We start from the raw sequence: 15,032 nt of genomic DNA on the forward strand, positions 1-15,032 counted from the left end.
GAGCTTCACGAATCATGTCCAAGCACACGCTCTCCGTCCTGGTGGAGAACACGCCGGGCATCCTCGCCCGCATCGCCGCCCTGTTCTCCCGGCGCGGCTTCAACATCGACTCGCTCGCGGTCGGCGTCACCGAGCACCCCGACATCTCCCGCATCACCATCGTGGTCGGCGTCGAGGACCTCCCGCTGGAGCAGGTGACCAAGCAGCTCAACAAGCTGGTCAACGTGCTCAAGATCGTCGAGCTGGAGCCCTCCCAGGCCGTGCAGCGCGAACTCGTCCTGGTGAAGGTGCGCGCCGACAACGAGACGCGCTCCCAGATCGTCGAGATCGTCCAGCTGTTCCGCGCCAAGACCGTCGACGTCTCCCCCGACGCCGTCACCATCGAGGCCACCGGCTCCAGCGACAAGCTGTCCGCCATGCTGAAGATGCTGGAGCCGTACGGCATCAAGGAGCTGGTGCAGTCCGGCACCATCGCCATCGGCCGCGGCGCCCGCTCGATCACGGACCGGTCGCTGCGCGCCCTGGACCGGTCGGCGTAACGACGGATTCGGGCGGCCGGGTGACACCGGCCGCCCGTATACCGAGACCCCGAAACTTCCCCTCCCCCCGCCGTCATACGGTGGGACGCAACACCCGTACACAAGGAGAGAACCCAAAGTGGCCGAGCTGTTCTACGACGCCGACGCCGACCTGTCCATCATCCAGGGCCGCAAGGTCGCGGTCATCGGTTACGGCAGCCAGGGCCACGCCCACGCGCTGTCGCTGCGTGACTCGGGTGTCGACGTGCGTGTGGGTCTGCACGAGGGCTCCAAGTCCAAGGCCAAGGCCGAGGAGCAGGGCCTGCGCGTGGTGACCCCGGCCGAGGCCGCCGCCGAGGCCGACGTCATCATGATCCTGATCCCGGACCCGATCCAGGCCCAGGTCTACGAGGAGTCCATCGCCCCCAACCTGAAGGACGGCAAGGCGCTGTTCTTCGCCCACGGCTTCAACATCCGCTTCGGCTTCATCAAGCCCCCGGCCGGTGTGGACGTCGCCCTGGTCGCCCCGAAGGGCCCGGGCCACCTGGTCCGCCGCCAGTACGAGGAGGGCCGCGGCGTCCCCGCGATCGCCGCCGTCGAGCAGGACGCCACCGGCAACGCCTTCCCGCTGGCCCTGTCGTACGCCAAGGCCATCGGCGGCACCCGCGCCGGCGTCATCAAGACGACCTTCACCGAGGAGACCGAGACCGACCTGTTCGGTGAGCAGGCCGTGCTGTGCGGCGGCACCGCCGCCCTGGTCAAGGCCGGCTTCGAGACCCTGGTCGAGGCGGGCTACCAGCCGGAGATCGCCTACTTCGAGTGCCTGCACGAGCTGAAGCTGATCGTGGACCTCATGTACGAGGGCGGCCTGGAGAAGATGCGCTGGTCCGTCTCCGAGACCGCCGAGTGGGGCGACTACGTCACCGGCCCGCGCATCATCACCGACGCCACCAAGGCCGAGATGAAGCAGGTCCTCACCGAGATCCAGGACGGCACCTTCGCCCAGACCTGGATGGACGAGTACCACGGCGGTCTGAAGAAGTACAACGAGTACAAGCAGCAGGACTCCGAGCACCTGCTGGAGACCACCGGCAAGCAGCTGCGCAAGCTGATGAGCTGGGTGAACGAGGAGGCGTAAGCCTCATGCCGAGGGGCCGGAACGAACGCGTTCCGGCCCCTTCGGCGAACCTCGGGTAACGTCGGTAGTGCGGCGTTGTCCACCCCGTCCAGCCACGGACGGGTGATCCTTCCGCCGAGGCGTAATACGCCATCAGCCACGCCACTACACTTCTGCACAACACGCGTCAGGCCCACAGCGTCGTGCGTCTTCCGCGGCTAGCCCCCCTCCACCGCCTGCGGCCGTCGGGACGGCCGTCCGCATCGCACATGTGAGGACTCACGTGAGCTCGAAACCCGTCGTACTCATCGCTGAAGAGCTGTCGCCCGCCACCGTCGAAGCGCTCGGCCCGGACTTCGAGATCCGGCACTGCAACGGCGCGGACCGCGCCGAACTGCTGCCGGCCATCGCCGACGTGGACGCGATCCTGATCCGCTCGGCCACCAAGGTCGACGCCGAGGCGATCGCCGCCGCGAACAAGCTCAAGGTCGTCGCCCGCGCCGGCGTCGGCCTGGACAACGTCGACGTCTCCGCCGCCACCAAGGCCGGCGTGATGGTCGTCAACGCCCCCACCTCCAACATCGTGACCGCCGCCGAGCTGGCCTGCGGTCTGATCGTCGCCACCGCCCGGAACATCCCGCAGGCCAACGCCGCGCTGAAGAACGGCGAGTGGAAGCGCAGCAAGTACACGGGCGTGGAGCTGGCCGAGAAGACCCTCGGCGTCGTCGGCCTCGGCCGCATCGGCGCGCTGGTCGCCCAGCGCATGTCCGCCTTCGGCATGAAGGTCGTCGCCTACGACCCCTACGTGCAGCCCGCGCGCGCCGCGCAGATGGGCGTGAAGGTCCTCTCCCTGGACGAGCTGCTTGAGGTCTCCGACTTCATCACCGTCCACCTCCCCAAGACCCCCGAGACGCTGGGTCTGATCGGCGAGGAGGCCCTGCACAAGGTCAAGCCGAGCGTGCGCATCATCAACGCCGCGCGCGGTGGCATCGTCGACGAGCAGGCCCTGTACTCCGCCCTCAAGGAGGGCCGGGTCGCCGGCGCCGGCCTCGACGTGTACGCCAAGGAGCCCTGCACGGACTCCCCGCTGTTCGAGTTCGACCAGGTCGTGTGCACCCCGCACCTCGGCGCGTCGACCGACGAGGCCCAGGAGAAGGCGGGCATCGCGGTCGCCAAGTCCGTGCGCCTCGCCCTCGCCGGCGAGCTGGTCCCGGACGCGGTCAACGTCCAGGGCGGTGTCATCGCCGAGGACGTCAAGCCGGGTCTGCCGCTGGCCGAGCGCCTCGGCCGCATCTTCACCGCGCTCGCGGGCGAGGTCGCGGTCCGCCTCGACGTCGAGGTGTACGGCGAGATCACCCAGCACGACGTGAAGGTGCTGGAGCTGTCCGCCCTCAAGGGTGTCTTCGAGGACGTCGTCGACGAGACGGTCTCCTACGTCAACGCCCCGCTGTTCGCGCAGGAGCGCGGCGTCGAGGTCCGCCTGACCACCAGCTCGGAGTCGGCCGACCACCGCAACGTCGTCACCGTGCGCGGCACGCTCGGCACCGGCGAGGAGGTGTCGGTCTCCGGCACGCTGGCCGGCCCGAAGCACGTCCAGAAGATCGTCGCGGTCGGCGACTACGACGTCGACCTGGCGCTCGCCGAGCACATGGTGGTGCTGAAGTACGAGGACCGTCCCGGTGTCGTCGGCACCGTCGGCCGCATCCTCGGCGAGGCGGGCATCAACATCGCCGGCATGCAGGTCGCCCGCGCGGCGGTCGGCGGCGAGGCGCTCGCCGTCCTCACCGTGGACGACACGGTGCCCGCCGGCGTCCTGACCGAGGTCGCGGCGGAGATCGGCGCCACGTCGGCCCGCTCGGTGAACCTGGTCTGAGTCTGTTCGCAGAACGCCGGGTGGGGCTGAGGTTCTCCTCAGCCCCACCCGGCTTTTCGCGTCCTCAGGCGGCGATCTCGACCTCCGCCTGCTCCCGCACCCGCACCCCCCGCAGGGTGAGGGCCGCCGCCACCGCGGCCCCCGCGAGCAGCACCGCGCCCGCGATGGCCGCGCCCTGCATCCCGCTGGTGAACGCCTCCCGCGCGACGGTCGCCAGCCCCGGCACCTTGTCGGCGACCGCGAGCGCGCCGCCCAGAGTCTCGCGGGCCGCGTCCGGCGCCGAGGCCGGGATGTCGTGGCGGTAGATCGCGGTACCGATGGAGCCGAGCACCGCCATCCCCAGCGCGCCGCCGAACTCGGCGCCGGTCTCCAGCAGCGAGGACGCGGACCCGGCCCGTTCGACCGGGGCCGTACCCATCGCCAGGTCGGTCATCTGCGAGATCACCATGACGATCCCGGAGGCCAGCACCCCGCACGCGGCCAGGACCAGCCACATCGAGTCGGTACCGGCCAGCGCCAGCATCCCGTACCCGGCGGCGCCGATGAGGAAGCCGGCCGTGACGACATACGCCCGCTCGACGCCCTTGTGCACCAAGGCCGTGGCCACCGGGGCCGCCATACCGATCGGCACCGACGGCAGCAGCGCCCACAGGGCGGCCTCCATCGCGCTCTTGCCGAGCACCGACTGCAGGTACTGCGTGGTGAAGAAGGCCGAGCCCATCATCGCGAACGACGAGACCAGATTGAGCACGACGGCCGGAGCGAAGCCGCGTCCGCGGAAGAGCGCGGGCGAAATCATCGGCGACGCGGCCGTGCGCTGACGGCGGACGAACAGCACCGCGAAGAGCAGCCCGACGCCGACCGAACCGACGTACTCGACCCGCCACCCCTCGGACGGGATCTCCTTCAGACCGTAGATGACGGGCAGCACCGCGGCCATGGACAGCGGCACGCTCACCCAGTCGAACCGGCCGGGCTCGGGGTTTTTCGACTCGGGCAGCAGCACCGGCCCGAGGACCAGCAGCAGGGCCATCGCGGGCAGGTTGACCAGGAACACCGAGCCCCACCAGAAGTACTGGACCAGCACCCCGCTCATCACCGAGCCCAGCGCGATACCGGCCGTCATCACGCCGGACCACATCCCGATCGCCTTCGCGCGCTGCCCGGGATCGGTGAACATCGTCCGGACGATCGCCATGGTCGAGGGCATCAGCGTGGCCCCGCCGATGCCGAGGACCGCGCGGGCCGCGATCAGCGTCTCGGCGCTGTTGGCGTACGCGGCGACCAGTGAGGCGGCGCCGAACGCCGCCGCGCCGATCAGCAGCAGCCGGCGGCGGCCGATGCGGTCGCCCAGCGAGCCCATCGTCATCAGCAGGCCGGCCAGCACGAAGGCGTAGATGTCGAAGATCCACAGCTGCTGGGTGCCGCTCGGCTCCAGGTCGGCGCCGATCGCGGGGATCGCGAAGTACAGCACCGAGACATCCATCGAGACCAGCAGCAGCGGAAGCATCAGCACGCCGAGGGCGGTCCATTCACGGCGTCCGGCCCGGGCGGCCGGGAGCTGGGTGGTGCTCGTCGGGTTCGTCATGCCGGCGACTATACGCACGTATAAAACGCTTGTCTAGAACATCTGTATAGGACGCTCGTATAGACGGAAGGTAGGCTGACGGCATGGGACACCGTGAGGATCTGCTCGAAGGCGCCAAGCGCTGCCTGCTGGACAAGGGCTTCCTGCGCACGACGGCGCGCGACATCGTCAAGGAGTCGGGGACCAACCTCGCCTCCATCGGCTACCACTACGGCTCCAAGGACGCCCTGCTCGTCCAGGCGTACGTCGAGCTGATCGAGAGCGTCGGCGACACCTTCGACCCCGGCTGGGGCGCGAGCGGCGAGGCGGCCGCGCCGGCCGGCTCACTCCAGCGGTTCCAGCAGGTGTGGGAGGGCATCATCCGGTCCGTGCCGGAGTCCCGGGCGATCTGGCTGCTCAGCTTCGAACTGCTCTTCCAGGGCGACCGTCTCCCCGAGGTACGCAAGCTCCTGGCGGAGGCGCAGGTGGAGGGCCGTAAGGGCATCCTGTCGATGTTCAACGGTGTGCCCGAGGGGGAGCTGGACGACGAAAGCGTCGACACCGAGGGGCGCTTCTACCAGACCTTGCTCAACGGCTTGATGGTCCAGTGGCTCTTCGACCCGGACTCGGCGACCAACGCGGCCCAACTCACGGAGGGATTGCGCCGGGTACTCAAGGGAGCATTGCCAAACTGACGCCGTGGCACGACTGCCCGCAGCTAGGTGAGCCACGACGGCGCGGAACCCGCGTACGGCGGGGAGGGGACGGGGTGGGGGGTGTCCGCCCGCAGCGGCCGGCACCGCCAACGGCACCCGTGTCGGGGACAGTGGGCCGGACCGAGGACGGATACCCCCCACCCGGCCCCGACCCACAACGAGCCGCAGGCGCTACGCACGCCACGACGCGACAGCGACGGGCCGCCGCAGGCATTCAAGGGGCGCGGGGAACTGCGCGACCAGCCACGACGCAACCCGCACAGGCCGCCGCAGGCACCCGCGAGCAACCACCCACCCACCCGCAGACAAAGGCGCCGCAGACAAAGGCCCCGCACACTACAGACGCGCCGCCTTCAACGCCATGTGCAGCAGCAGCCGGTCCTCCCCGTCGTCCAGATCCAGCCCCGTCAGCTGCTCCACCCGCGACAGCCGGTAATAGAGCGTCTGCCGGTGGATGCCCAACGCCGCCGCCGTCCGTCCCGCCTGCCCCGCACAGTCCAGGAAAACCTCCGCCGTACGGGCCAGCTCCCGCTGCGCCGGGGTGAGCAGCGGCGCGACCACCGGATCCGCGACCGGCGCCGGCGGCAGCGACGTCAGCAGGCGGTACGGCCCGATGCCGGACCACTCGGCGACCGGACCGAAACGCGGGTCGGCCAACGCGGCCCGCGCCGACGCCGACGCCTCCTGCCACGCCACACCCAGCTCCGCGATACCGGCCCGGGCGGCCGCGACCCCCGCGACAACGGACCCCGGGGCACCGGCACCCGCCCCCACCCGCTCCCGCAACCGCATAGCCACCGACACCCCCGCCGCCACCGTCTGCGTCGACCGCAACCGCACCAGCACAGCCAGACAGTGCTCGCTCACCCCCCACGGCACCGTGCACAACGCCTCCGCCCCCGGCAGGGTCCGCACCGACGGCGCCTCCGCCGGATCGGCCGACGGCCAGGGAGCCACGCACACCACCGTGTGCGGCCCGTCCGCGCGCACCCCCAGCGCCGTGCGCAGCTCCGCCACCGCCGCGTCCCGCTGCCAGCCGGCCTCCGCCGCCAGCACCGCCCGCAGCTCGCGGGTCAGGTCGGCGCCGTGCTGGGCCTCGTCCGCGAGCAGCGCGCCGATGCGGGCCGTCACCTCCATGGCCGCGGCCAGCTGGGCGTCCGTCGGCCCGGGGTCACCGTCCAGCAGCCAGACGTAGCCGAGGACGACCCCGCGATGGCGCACCGGCAGGCAGATCCGGCCCCGGTACACCCCGGCGTCCGGGGTGGGCGGGATACGGACCGGCCCCGTCGCCCGGGTGATGCCGAAGCCCTCGAACCAGGCGCGGACGGCGGCCGTGGAGCGCCGGGTGAGGATCGAGCGGGTGCGGACCGGGTCCAGGACCGTCGGGTCGAGGTCGCCCTCGTCGTCGTAGGCGCCGAAGGCGATCAGCTCGAAGTCCCGGTTCTCCAGGGTCGCGGGCGCGTCGAGAAGCTCCGAGATCTCGTCGATGAGCTCCTGGTAGTCACCCCTGTGTTCCGCCGTCACCCGGGCATTCTCCCGCATGTCGACCCGGCCTTCATACAACTGTCTGAGATCCCGGGCACGGATGCGTGACAGCTGTCGATGGCAGACGATCGGAGGGATCCTTAGGTTTCACGGTGGTTCTCCGTGCCGTACCCGAATCGTCGGGTTTCGGCCTTGTTTTGCTCGTTGTGGAGGTGCCCCGTGCTGGGTCCCGTGATTCTCGCCGCGTCGCGCAGCGACCGGATGCGACGCCTGATCTCGGCGGCCCCGGTGACCAAGCAGGTCGTCGACCGCTTCATCCCGGGGGAGACGGTCGACGACATCGTCCCGATCATCGAGGACCTGACGGCCAAGGGCCTGGAGCTGACGATGGACGTCGTCGGCGAGGACATCACCACCCCCGAGCAGGCCACCGCCGCCCGGGACGCGTACCTGGAGCTGATCGAGCGGATCAAGCCGCTCGGACTCGGCGAGAAGGTCGAGATGTCCGTCAAGCTGTCCATGTTCGGCCAGGCGCTGGAGGGCGGTCACGAGCTGGCCCTCGCCAACGTCCGCCCGGTCGTCGAGGCCGCCGCCGCGATCGGCACCACCGTGACGCTCGACGCCGAGGACCACACCACCCTCGACTCGATGTTCGCCATCCACGAGGAGCTGCGGAAGGACTTCCCGCAGACCGGCTGCGTCATCCAGGCCTACCTCTTCCGCACCGAGGCCGACGCCCGCCGGCTGGCCGCCGCGGGCAGCCGGGTCCGCCTGGTCAAGGGCGCCTACAAGGAGCCCGCGTCCGTCGCGTACCAGGACAAGCACGAGATCGACAAGGCGTACGTCCGCGTCCTGCGGACCCTGATGGAGGGCGAGGGCTACCCGATGATCGGGTCCCACGACCCGCGTCTGATCGCCATCGCCCAGGAACTCGCCCACCGCGCCGGGCGCAAGCTCGACGAGTACGAGTTCCAGATGCTGTACGGCATCCGCGGCGAGGAGCACCTGCGGCTGGCCGCCGAGGGCCACCGCATGCGCGTCTACACCGCCTACGGCACCGACTGGTACGGCTACTTCATGCGCCGCCTCGCGGAGAAGCCGGCGAACCTGCAGTTCTTCCTCCGCTCGATGGTCAGCAAGGGCTGAGCCCGCACACCCACCCGCTCAGTAAGGAGTTACGGAACCCATGGACGCTGTGACCCAGGTCCCCACCCCCGTCAACGAGCCGGTGCACGGCTACGCCCCCGGCTCGCCCGAGCGTGCCCGCCTGGAGGCCAAGCTCAAGGAGCTGGCCGAGAACCCGATCGATCTGCCCTGCACCATCGACGGTGAGCGGCGGATGGGCGGCGGCGAGCCGTTCCAGGTCGTGCAGCCGCACAACCACAAGGCCGTCCTGGGCACCTACCGCAACGCCACGAAGGCGGACGCGCAGGCCGCCATCGACGCCGCCCTCGCCGCCGCCCCGGCCTGGCGTGCGCTGTCCTTCGACGACCGCGCGGCGATCTTCCTGCGCGCCGCCGAGCTGCTGTCCGGCCCGTGGCGCGAGACGCTGGCCGCCTCCACCATGCTCGGCCAGTCCAAGACCGCCCAGCAGGCCGAGATCGACACCCCGTGCGAGCTGGTCGACTTCTGGCGGTTCAACGTCCACTACGCCCGCCAGATCCTGGCCGAGCAGCCCCCGGCCAACTCCCCGGGTGTGTGGAACCGGCTGGACCACCGCCCGCTGGAGGGCTTCGTCTACGCGATCACGCCGTTCAACTTCACGGCCATCGCGGGCAACCTGCCCACCGCGCCGGCGCTCATGGGCAACGTCGTGGTGTGGAAGCCGTCCCCGACGCAGACCCACGCCGCCGTGCTGCTGATGCGGCTGCTGGAGGAGGCGGGCCTGCCCAAGGGCGTCATCAACCTGCTCACCGGTGACGGCATCGAGGTCTCCGAGGTGGCCCTCAACCACCGCGACCTGGCCGGCATCCACTTCACCGGTTCGACCAAGACCTTCCAGTACCTGTGGAAGACGGTCGGCATGAACATCGAGAAGTACCGCTCGTACCCGCGTCTGGTCGGTGAGACCGGCGGCAAGGACTTCGTCGTCGCCCACCCGTCGGCCGACCGTGCGGTGCTCAAGACCGCGCTGACCCGCGGTGCCTTCGAGTTCCAGGGCCAGAAGTGCTCCGCGACCTCCCGGGCGTACATCCCGGCGTCGATCTGGAACGACGGCTTCAAGGAGGAGTTCGCGGCCGAGGTCGACTACATCACCATGGGTGACGTCACCGACCTGTCGAACTTCATCGGCGCGGTCATCGACGAGCGGGCCTTCGCCAAGAACAAGGCCGCGATCGACCGTGCGGCGGCGGACCCCTCGTGCACGATCGTCGCGGGTGGCTCCTACGACGACTCGGTCGGCTACTTCGTCCGGCCGACCGTCATCGAGTGCAGCGACCCGGAGAACGAGGTCTTCACGACCGAGTACTTCGGGCCGATCCTCGCGGTGTACGTCTACGAGGACGACAAGTACGACGAGATGCTGACGCAGATGGAGTCGGTGTCGGACTACGCGCTGACCGGGTCGGTCATCGCGAACGACCGCGCGGCGGCGGCGTACACGATGGAGAAGCTGCGCTACGCGGCCGGCAACTTCTACATCAACGACAAGTCGACCGGTGCCGTGGTCGGGCAGCAGCCCTTCGGCGGGGGCCGTGCCTCGGGGACGAACGACAAGGCCGGGGCGCCGCAGAACCTGCTGCGGTGGACGCTGACGCGTGCCATCAAGGAGACGCTGGTGCCGCCGACCGACTACACCTACCCGCACATGGGCTGACGCCCGCGGGTGCCGAACGGGCCGGGTCTTCCGCACGGGACCCGGCCCGTTCGGCGTTCTCTTCTCGGCTACTCGGCGATCTCGGTGCGCTCCCACCACTCGTACACCGGGAGCTGTCCCTGCTCGGTGTCCTGGTGGCGGGTGGTCGAGCGGAAGTGCTCGTATCCGCCCCGGTGGGGGATCTTCAGCTCCGTCCCGGGCGGAGTGATCGGGACGATCCGCTCCGGCAGGTCGTCGGGGCCGCCTTCCAGAACTGCTTTGGCCGCGTTGCTCATGTCGACACGGTTCCCGGGGGTGTGCGGGGTTGTCCCGGACGTTGACGAGGATCAGTCGTCCGGGTGAGCGCGGGTCGTCGTCTGTCTGCGGCTGCGTCGTGGCTGATCGCGCAGTTCCCCGCGCCCCTGGGTTGGCTGCAGCCCTGTCTGCCCAGCTGTGAGCAGCCTCGTCTGCCTAAGAAAAGCCAGGTCAGCTCAGTGTGACGTAGTTCGCCGTCTCAGATAGTAGGAAGTCCGAGTAATTGTGGAGACAGATGCGCCGTCCTGTCCTAGCTTTGTAGGAGCCGAACGTCTCGCTAGACCAAGCGATGGGCGGACGTGAGCCGGGCCCGAGGCAGGCAACCCCTGCGGCCAAGTCGCTCCCCGCCAGCCTCCGGCGTCTCGTAACCCCTCTGCCTTTGCCCGAAGGAGTCGATCCCTCATGGCCGAGACGACCGTCCGCCGCCGAGTCCGCCACGTCTCCCGTACGAGCGAGTCCGACCGCAAGAACGCCGCCGCCGCCCTCCAGCGCGCGCTCGACCGCCGTGACAACGGCGGCGCCACCGGTCACTGAACGACCCCGCAGGCACGCCCGCTCCTTGTCCGGATGGCGGACGGTCCGTGTCATTCCATGGGACGAGGAGTAGGGTGCCCGCATGTCTCGCAGCATCGATCTCGCAGTGATCCCCGGTGACGGCATCGGGCAGGAAGTCGTGGCCGAAGGCCTGAAGGTCCTCTCCGCCGTCCTCCCGCAGGATGTGAAGCTGGAGACCAAGGAGTACGACTTCGGCGCCCGCCGCTACCACGCCACCGGTGAGACCCTCACCGACGACGACCTGGAGCAGCTCAAGGGGCACGACGCCATCCTGCTCGGCGCCATCGGTGACCCGAGCGTGCCGTCCGGCGTGCTGGAGCGCGGGTTCCTGCTGAAGCTGCGCTTCGCCTTCGACCACCACGTCAACCTGCGGCCGAGCAAGCTGCTCCCGGGTGTCGCCACCCCGCTCGCCGGTGAGCCGCAGATCGACTTCGTGGTCGTGCGCGAGGGCACCGAGGGCCCGTACACCGGCAACGGCGGCACCATCCGCAAGGGCACCGAGCACGAGGTCGCCACCGAGGTCTCCGTGAACACGGCCTTCGGCGTCGAGCGGGTCGTGCGGGACGCCTTCGCGCGTGCTCAGGCGCGGCCGCGCAAGAAGCTCACGCTCGTCCACAAGAACAACGTGCTGACCTTCGCCGGTCATCTGTGGACGAACATCTTCAACAAGGTGGCCGCCGAGTACCCCGAGGTCACCACCGAGTACATCCACGTCGACGCCGCCACCATCTACCTGGTGACCCAGCCCGAGCGGTTCGACGTCATCGTCACCGACAACCTCTTCGGCGACATCATCACCGACCTCGCCGCGGCCGTCTCCGGCGGCATCGGCGTCGCGGCCTCCGGCAACATCAACCCGAGCCGCGAGTTCCCGTCCATGTTCGAGCCGGTGCACGGCTCGGCCCCGGACATCGCCGGCCAGGGCAAGGCCGACCCCACCGCCACGGTCCTGTCCGTCGCCCTGCTGCTGCGCCACCTCGGCTACGACGGTGAGGCCGACCGGATCGAGGACGCGGTCGCCACCGACCTCGCCGAGCGCGTGGGCAAGCCCGCCCGCTCCACGTCGGAGATCGGCGACGCCCTCGCCGTACGCGTAGCCGGCTGATCCGGTGCGCTGAGCGAAGAACACTTCCAAGCCGCCGGGTCGCATTCCAGCACCCGGCGGCTTTCCCTGTGCGGCCCCGGGTGGAACCATCGACCCCCTGGGCCCGCCCCACCCGGATTCCTTCAGCCGCAGCCCCCGCGCGATAATCGGACGCGGAGCCGCGATATGAGGGGAAGCTCGGACGTCCTAGCACTGGCCGGAAACCGGCTATTGCGAGGTGATGAGGAACGCGGCCCGTCACGACAACCGGTGAAGGACAACCACTCATGACGACGCCCACGATCGAGCTCAAGCCCTCCGCCCACCCGCTGCCCGCCGCGGAGCGCGAGGCGATCCTCGCCAGCCCCGGGTTCGGCCGGCACTTCACCGATCACATGGTGACGATCAAGTGGACGGAGGGCCGCGGCTGGCACGACGCGCAGCTCGTCCCGTACGGTCCGATCTCCCTCGACCCCTCCTGCCACGTGCTCCACTACGGGCAGGAGATCTTCGAGGGGCTGAAGGCGTACCGCCAGCCCGACGGCTCGGTCGCGGTCTTCCGTCCGGAGGCCAACGCGCGCCGCTTCCGCAACTCCGCCCGCCGCATGGCGATGGCCGAGCTGCCCGAGGAGCTGTTCATCGCCGCTCTGGACGCGCTGCTCTCGCAGGACGCCGACTGGGTTCCGCCGCACGGCGGTGAGGAGTCGCTCTACCTGCGGCCGTTCATGTTCGCCTCGGAGACCGGGCTCGGTGTGCACCCGGCCAACGAGTACCTGTTCATGCTGATCGCCTCCCCCTCGGGCGCCTACTTCGCGGGTGGTGTGAAGCCGGTGACCATCTGGGTCTCCGAGGACCACGTCCGCGCCGTCCCGGGCGGCACCGGCGACGCCAAGACCGGCGGCAACTACGCCGCCTCCCTGCTGCCGCAGGCCGAGGCCGCCGCCAACGGCTGCGACCAGGTCGTCTACCTCGACGCGGTGACCCGCACCAAGGTCGAGGAGTCCGGCAGCATGAACGTCGCCTTCGTCTACGGCGACCGGATCGTCACCCCGGCGCTGACCGGCTCCATCCTTGAGGGCATCACCCGCGACTCGCTGCTCCAGGTCGCCCGCGACCTCGGCTACACCGCCGAGGAGGGTGTGGTCACGCTCCAGCAGTGGCGTGAGGACGCCGCCTCCGGTGCCCTCACCGAGGTCTTCGCCTGCGGCACCGCCGCGGTCGTCACGCCGATCGGCCACGTCAAGACCAAGTCGGACGCCTGGAGCCACGGCGACGGCACCCCCGGCCCGGTCACCCTCCGGCTGCGCGAGGCCCTGCTCGGCCTCCAGCGCGGCATCACCGAGGACAAGCACGGCTGGATGCACAAGCTCGGCTGATCCCCCCGCATGCAAAGGGCCGCCCGGATGTCGAGTCCGGGGCGGCCCTTTCGTGTGCGGGGCGTCCGGGTGCACAGTCCGGGCGCTCCTGGGGAGAAGGCCCGGGCCGGCCGTCCGTCCACGGCCGGCCCGGGGGTCTGTGGGGTGCCCTCAGGGGGCGACGGTCACCGCCTCGGCGGGTTCCGCCGGGTCGGTCGGCAGCGCGGGGACGCCCGCGCCCCGCGCGGTCAGCGCCAGGTAGACGACGCCGCCGACCAGGCCCGACAGCAGGAAGCTGCAGTCCACACCGCCGGTGAACTTCAGCAGCGGGCCCTGGTACTCGGGCAGGGACACCGCGAGCAGGCCGGTGAAGGCGCCGATCGCCCAGGACACGGCGGCCTGGACGTTCCAGCCGGCCCGGAACCAGTAGATCCCGCCCTGCGAGCGGCGGTTGAAGACCTGGAGCGCGTCGGCGTCGTAGCGGCCACGACAGCGGGCGAAGCCGATGAGGGTGATGACCGCCCAGGGGGTGCCGATCGCGGTGAGCAGGAGGACGAAGGACGTCATCGCCGACTGCGCGTCCCACAGGAAGTGGCCGACGAAGACGCAGGCCGTGGCGACGATGGCGACGGTGTAGGTGGCGCGGGCACGGGAGGCGCGGGGCAGGATCGCGTCCAGGTCCAGGCCCATCGAGTACAGCATCAGACCGGCGTTGCCGACCGAGCCGGCGGAGGCGGCGAGCAGCAGCGGGATCAGGTACCAGGTGGGGGAGGCGTCGACCAGCGGTCCGGCGTAGTCCAGGGCGGCGCGGGCGCCGTAGGCGGTGAAGGTGCCGAACAGTTGCGGCACCAGCAGGCCCAGGATCAGGCCGAGCCAGGTGGCGTGCAGGATGCGGCTCGGGGTGTGCCGGGCGGGGGAGATGTAGCGGGTGTAGTCGCCGAGCAGGGTGATGAAGGCGATCGGTCCGGACAGGCCCGCGGCCACCGCCGCCAGCAGCCAGGTCGGCCAGTACCCGCCCAGCAGATAGCCGCCGGCCTCGGGCAGCGCGGCGGTGGTGAAGTGCGGGGCGTAGGCGAAGATGCCCAGCGCCAGCAGGGCCGTCATGCCGATGGCCAGCACGCGCGACATGGTCAGCAGCACCTTGTAGCCGTACACCGCGCCCGCGACGGTCGCGGCGGCCAGCAGCGCGTAGATCACGCCGTACGACAGCCCGTCGGCCGGCAGGCCGACCATGCGGCCGAGCACGCTCACCGAGACGTCGCCGCCGACCCACACGGTCAGCGCCGTGTAGCCGAGGGCGAGCAGCAGGCCGACGATCGAGCCGATCAGCCGGCCGCGCACGCCGAACTGGGCGCCGGAGGAGGTGGACAGGTTGGTCGCGGTGCGCAGCGAGATCAGCGCCAGCGGCGCGGTGAGGGCCGTACCGACGACGGTGCCCGCGAGGATCGAGGTGATCGAGGACCAGAAGTCCAGTCCGAAGGAGGGCGGGAGCCAGCCGAAGACGATGACGCCCAGGCAGAGGTTGGAGCCGAGGAGGATCGAGACGAGGTCGCGCGGCCCGCTGGTGCGTTCCTCGTCGGGGATCGTGTCGACTCCGCGCTGTTCTATCTGCATGGCTGGGTCTCCTTCGACGGCCACCTGTGAGGGTTT

13 protein-coding genes are annotated in these 15,032 nt (G+C 70.2%); 9 read left to right on the forward strand and 4 right to left on the reverse strand.

The window, feature by feature from the left end; genetic code table 11:
• The first annotated feature begins 14 nt into the window (after nucleotides 1-14).
• The 3 genes from ilvN to serA all read left to right on the forward strand — a co-directional run bounded on the left by ilvN (nucleotide 15) and on the right by serA (nucleotide 3,508).
• Nucleotides 15-539, forward strand: a complete 525-nt coding sequence (gene ilvN, locus C3489_RS18175) for an acetolactate synthase small subunit (RefSeq protein WP_103782904.1) — start codon at nucleotides 15-17, stop codon at nucleotides 537-539.
• A gap of 118 nt (nucleotides 540-657) precedes the next feature.
• Nucleotides 658-1,656, forward strand: a complete 999-nt coding sequence (gene ilvC / locus C3489_RS18180) for a ketol-acid reductoisomerase (protein ID WP_103782905.1) — start codon at nucleotides 658-660, stop codon at nucleotides 1,654-1,656.
• 262 nt (nucleotides 1,657-1,918) lie between these two features.
• Entirely contained in the window at nucleotides 1,919-3,508 is a 1,590-nt protein-coding gene (gene serA / locus C3489_RS18185; RefSeq protein ID WP_103782906.1) for a phosphoglycerate dehydrogenase, read from the forward strand.
• Between the two features lie 64 nt (nucleotides 3,509-3,572).
• Here serA and C3489_RS18190 read toward each other — a convergent pair whose 3' ends face one another.
• A complete protein-coding gene (locus tag C3489_RS18190) occupies nucleotides 3,573-5,096 on the reverse strand; it encodes an MFS transporter (RefSeq protein WP_103782907.1) in 1,524 nt (507 codons plus the stop codon).
• An 83-nt stretch (nucleotides 5,097-5,179) separates the two neighbouring features.
• Between C3489_RS18190 and C3489_RS18195 the strand changes: the two genes are divergently transcribed.
• A complete protein-coding gene (locus C3489_RS18195) occupies nucleotides 5,180-5,770 on the forward strand; it encodes a TetR/AcrR family transcriptional regulator (protein WP_103782908.1) in 591 nt (196 codons plus the stop codon).
• A gap of 357 nt (nucleotides 5,771-6,127) precedes the next feature.
• Here the strand turns inward: C3489_RS18195 and C3489_RS18200 are convergent, their stop codons facing one another.
• Complete coding sequence (locus C3489_RS18200; RefSeq protein WP_103782909.1) at nucleotides 6,128-7,333, reverse strand: CdaR family transcriptional regulator; 1,206 nt, start codon at nucleotides 7,331-7,333, stop codon at nucleotides 6,128-6,130.
• 162 nt (nucleotides 7,334-7,495) lie between these two features.
• On the opposite strand from C3489_RS18200, the gene C3489_RS18205 reads away from it, so the two are divergent.
• Both C3489_RS18205 and pruA read left to right on the forward strand, forming a co-directional pair.
• On the forward strand, nucleotides 7,496-8,422 hold the full coding sequence (locus C3489_RS18205; RefSeq protein ID WP_103782910.1) for a proline dehydrogenase family protein: 927 nt from the start codon (nucleotides 7,496-7,498) through the stop codon (nucleotides 8,420-8,422).
• Between the two features lie 40 nt (nucleotides 8,423-8,462).
• A complete protein-coding gene (gene pruA / locus C3489_RS18210) occupies nucleotides 8,463-10,094 on the forward strand; it encodes an L-glutamate gamma-semialdehyde dehydrogenase (RefSeq protein ID WP_103782911.1) in 1,632 nt (543 codons plus the stop codon).
• A 68-nt stretch (nucleotides 10,095-10,162) separates the two neighbouring features.
• Here pruA and C3489_RS18215 read toward each other — a convergent pair whose 3' ends face one another.
• Complete coding sequence (locus C3489_RS18215; RefSeq protein WP_103782912.1) at nucleotides 10,163-10,369, reverse strand: DUF5988 family protein; 207 nt, start codon at nucleotides 10,367-10,369, stop codon at nucleotides 10,163-10,165.
• 421 nt (nucleotides 10,370-10,790) lie between these two features.
• Between C3489_RS18215 and C3489_RS39400 the strand changes: the two genes are divergently transcribed.
• The 3 genes from C3489_RS39400 to C3489_RS18230 all read left to right on the forward strand — a co-directional run bounded on the left by C3489_RS39400 (nucleotide 10,791) and on the right by C3489_RS18230 (nucleotide 13,403).
• Complete coding sequence (locus C3489_RS39400; RefSeq protein WP_103782913.1) at nucleotides 10,791-10,922, forward strand: hypothetical protein; 132 nt, start codon at nucleotides 10,791-10,793, stop codon at nucleotides 10,920-10,922.
• Nucleotides 10,923-11,004: 82 nt separating this feature from the next.
• Nucleotides 11,005-12,048, forward strand: a complete 1,044-nt coding sequence (locus C3489_RS18225; RefSeq protein ID WP_103782914.1) for a 3-isopropylmalate dehydrogenase — start codon at nucleotides 11,005-11,007, stop codon at nucleotides 12,046-12,048.
• Nucleotides 12,049-12,314: 266 nt separating this feature from the next.
• Complete coding sequence (locus tag C3489_RS18230) at nucleotides 12,315-13,403, forward strand: branched-chain amino acid aminotransferase (RefSeq protein ID WP_103782915.1); 1,089 nt, start codon at nucleotides 12,315-12,317, stop codon at nucleotides 13,401-13,403.
• Between the two features lie 150 nt (nucleotides 13,404-13,553).
• On the opposite strand, the gene C3489_RS18235 is transcribed toward C3489_RS18230, so the two are convergent.
• The gene (locus C3489_RS18235) at nucleotides 13,554-14,996 is read right to left on the reverse strand and encodes a cytosine permease (RefSeq protein WP_103782916.1); all 1,443 of its coding nucleotides are present in this window, start codon (nucleotides 14,994-14,996) and stop codon (nucleotides 13,554-13,556) included.
• Nucleotides 14,997-15,032 lie beyond the last annotated feature (36 nt).

Origin of the sequence: Streptomyces sp. Ru71, assembly GCF_002920535.1 — a bacterium.
Taxonomy (GTDB): Bacteria; Actinomycetota; Actinomycetes; order Streptomycetales; family Streptomycetaceae; genus Streptomyces.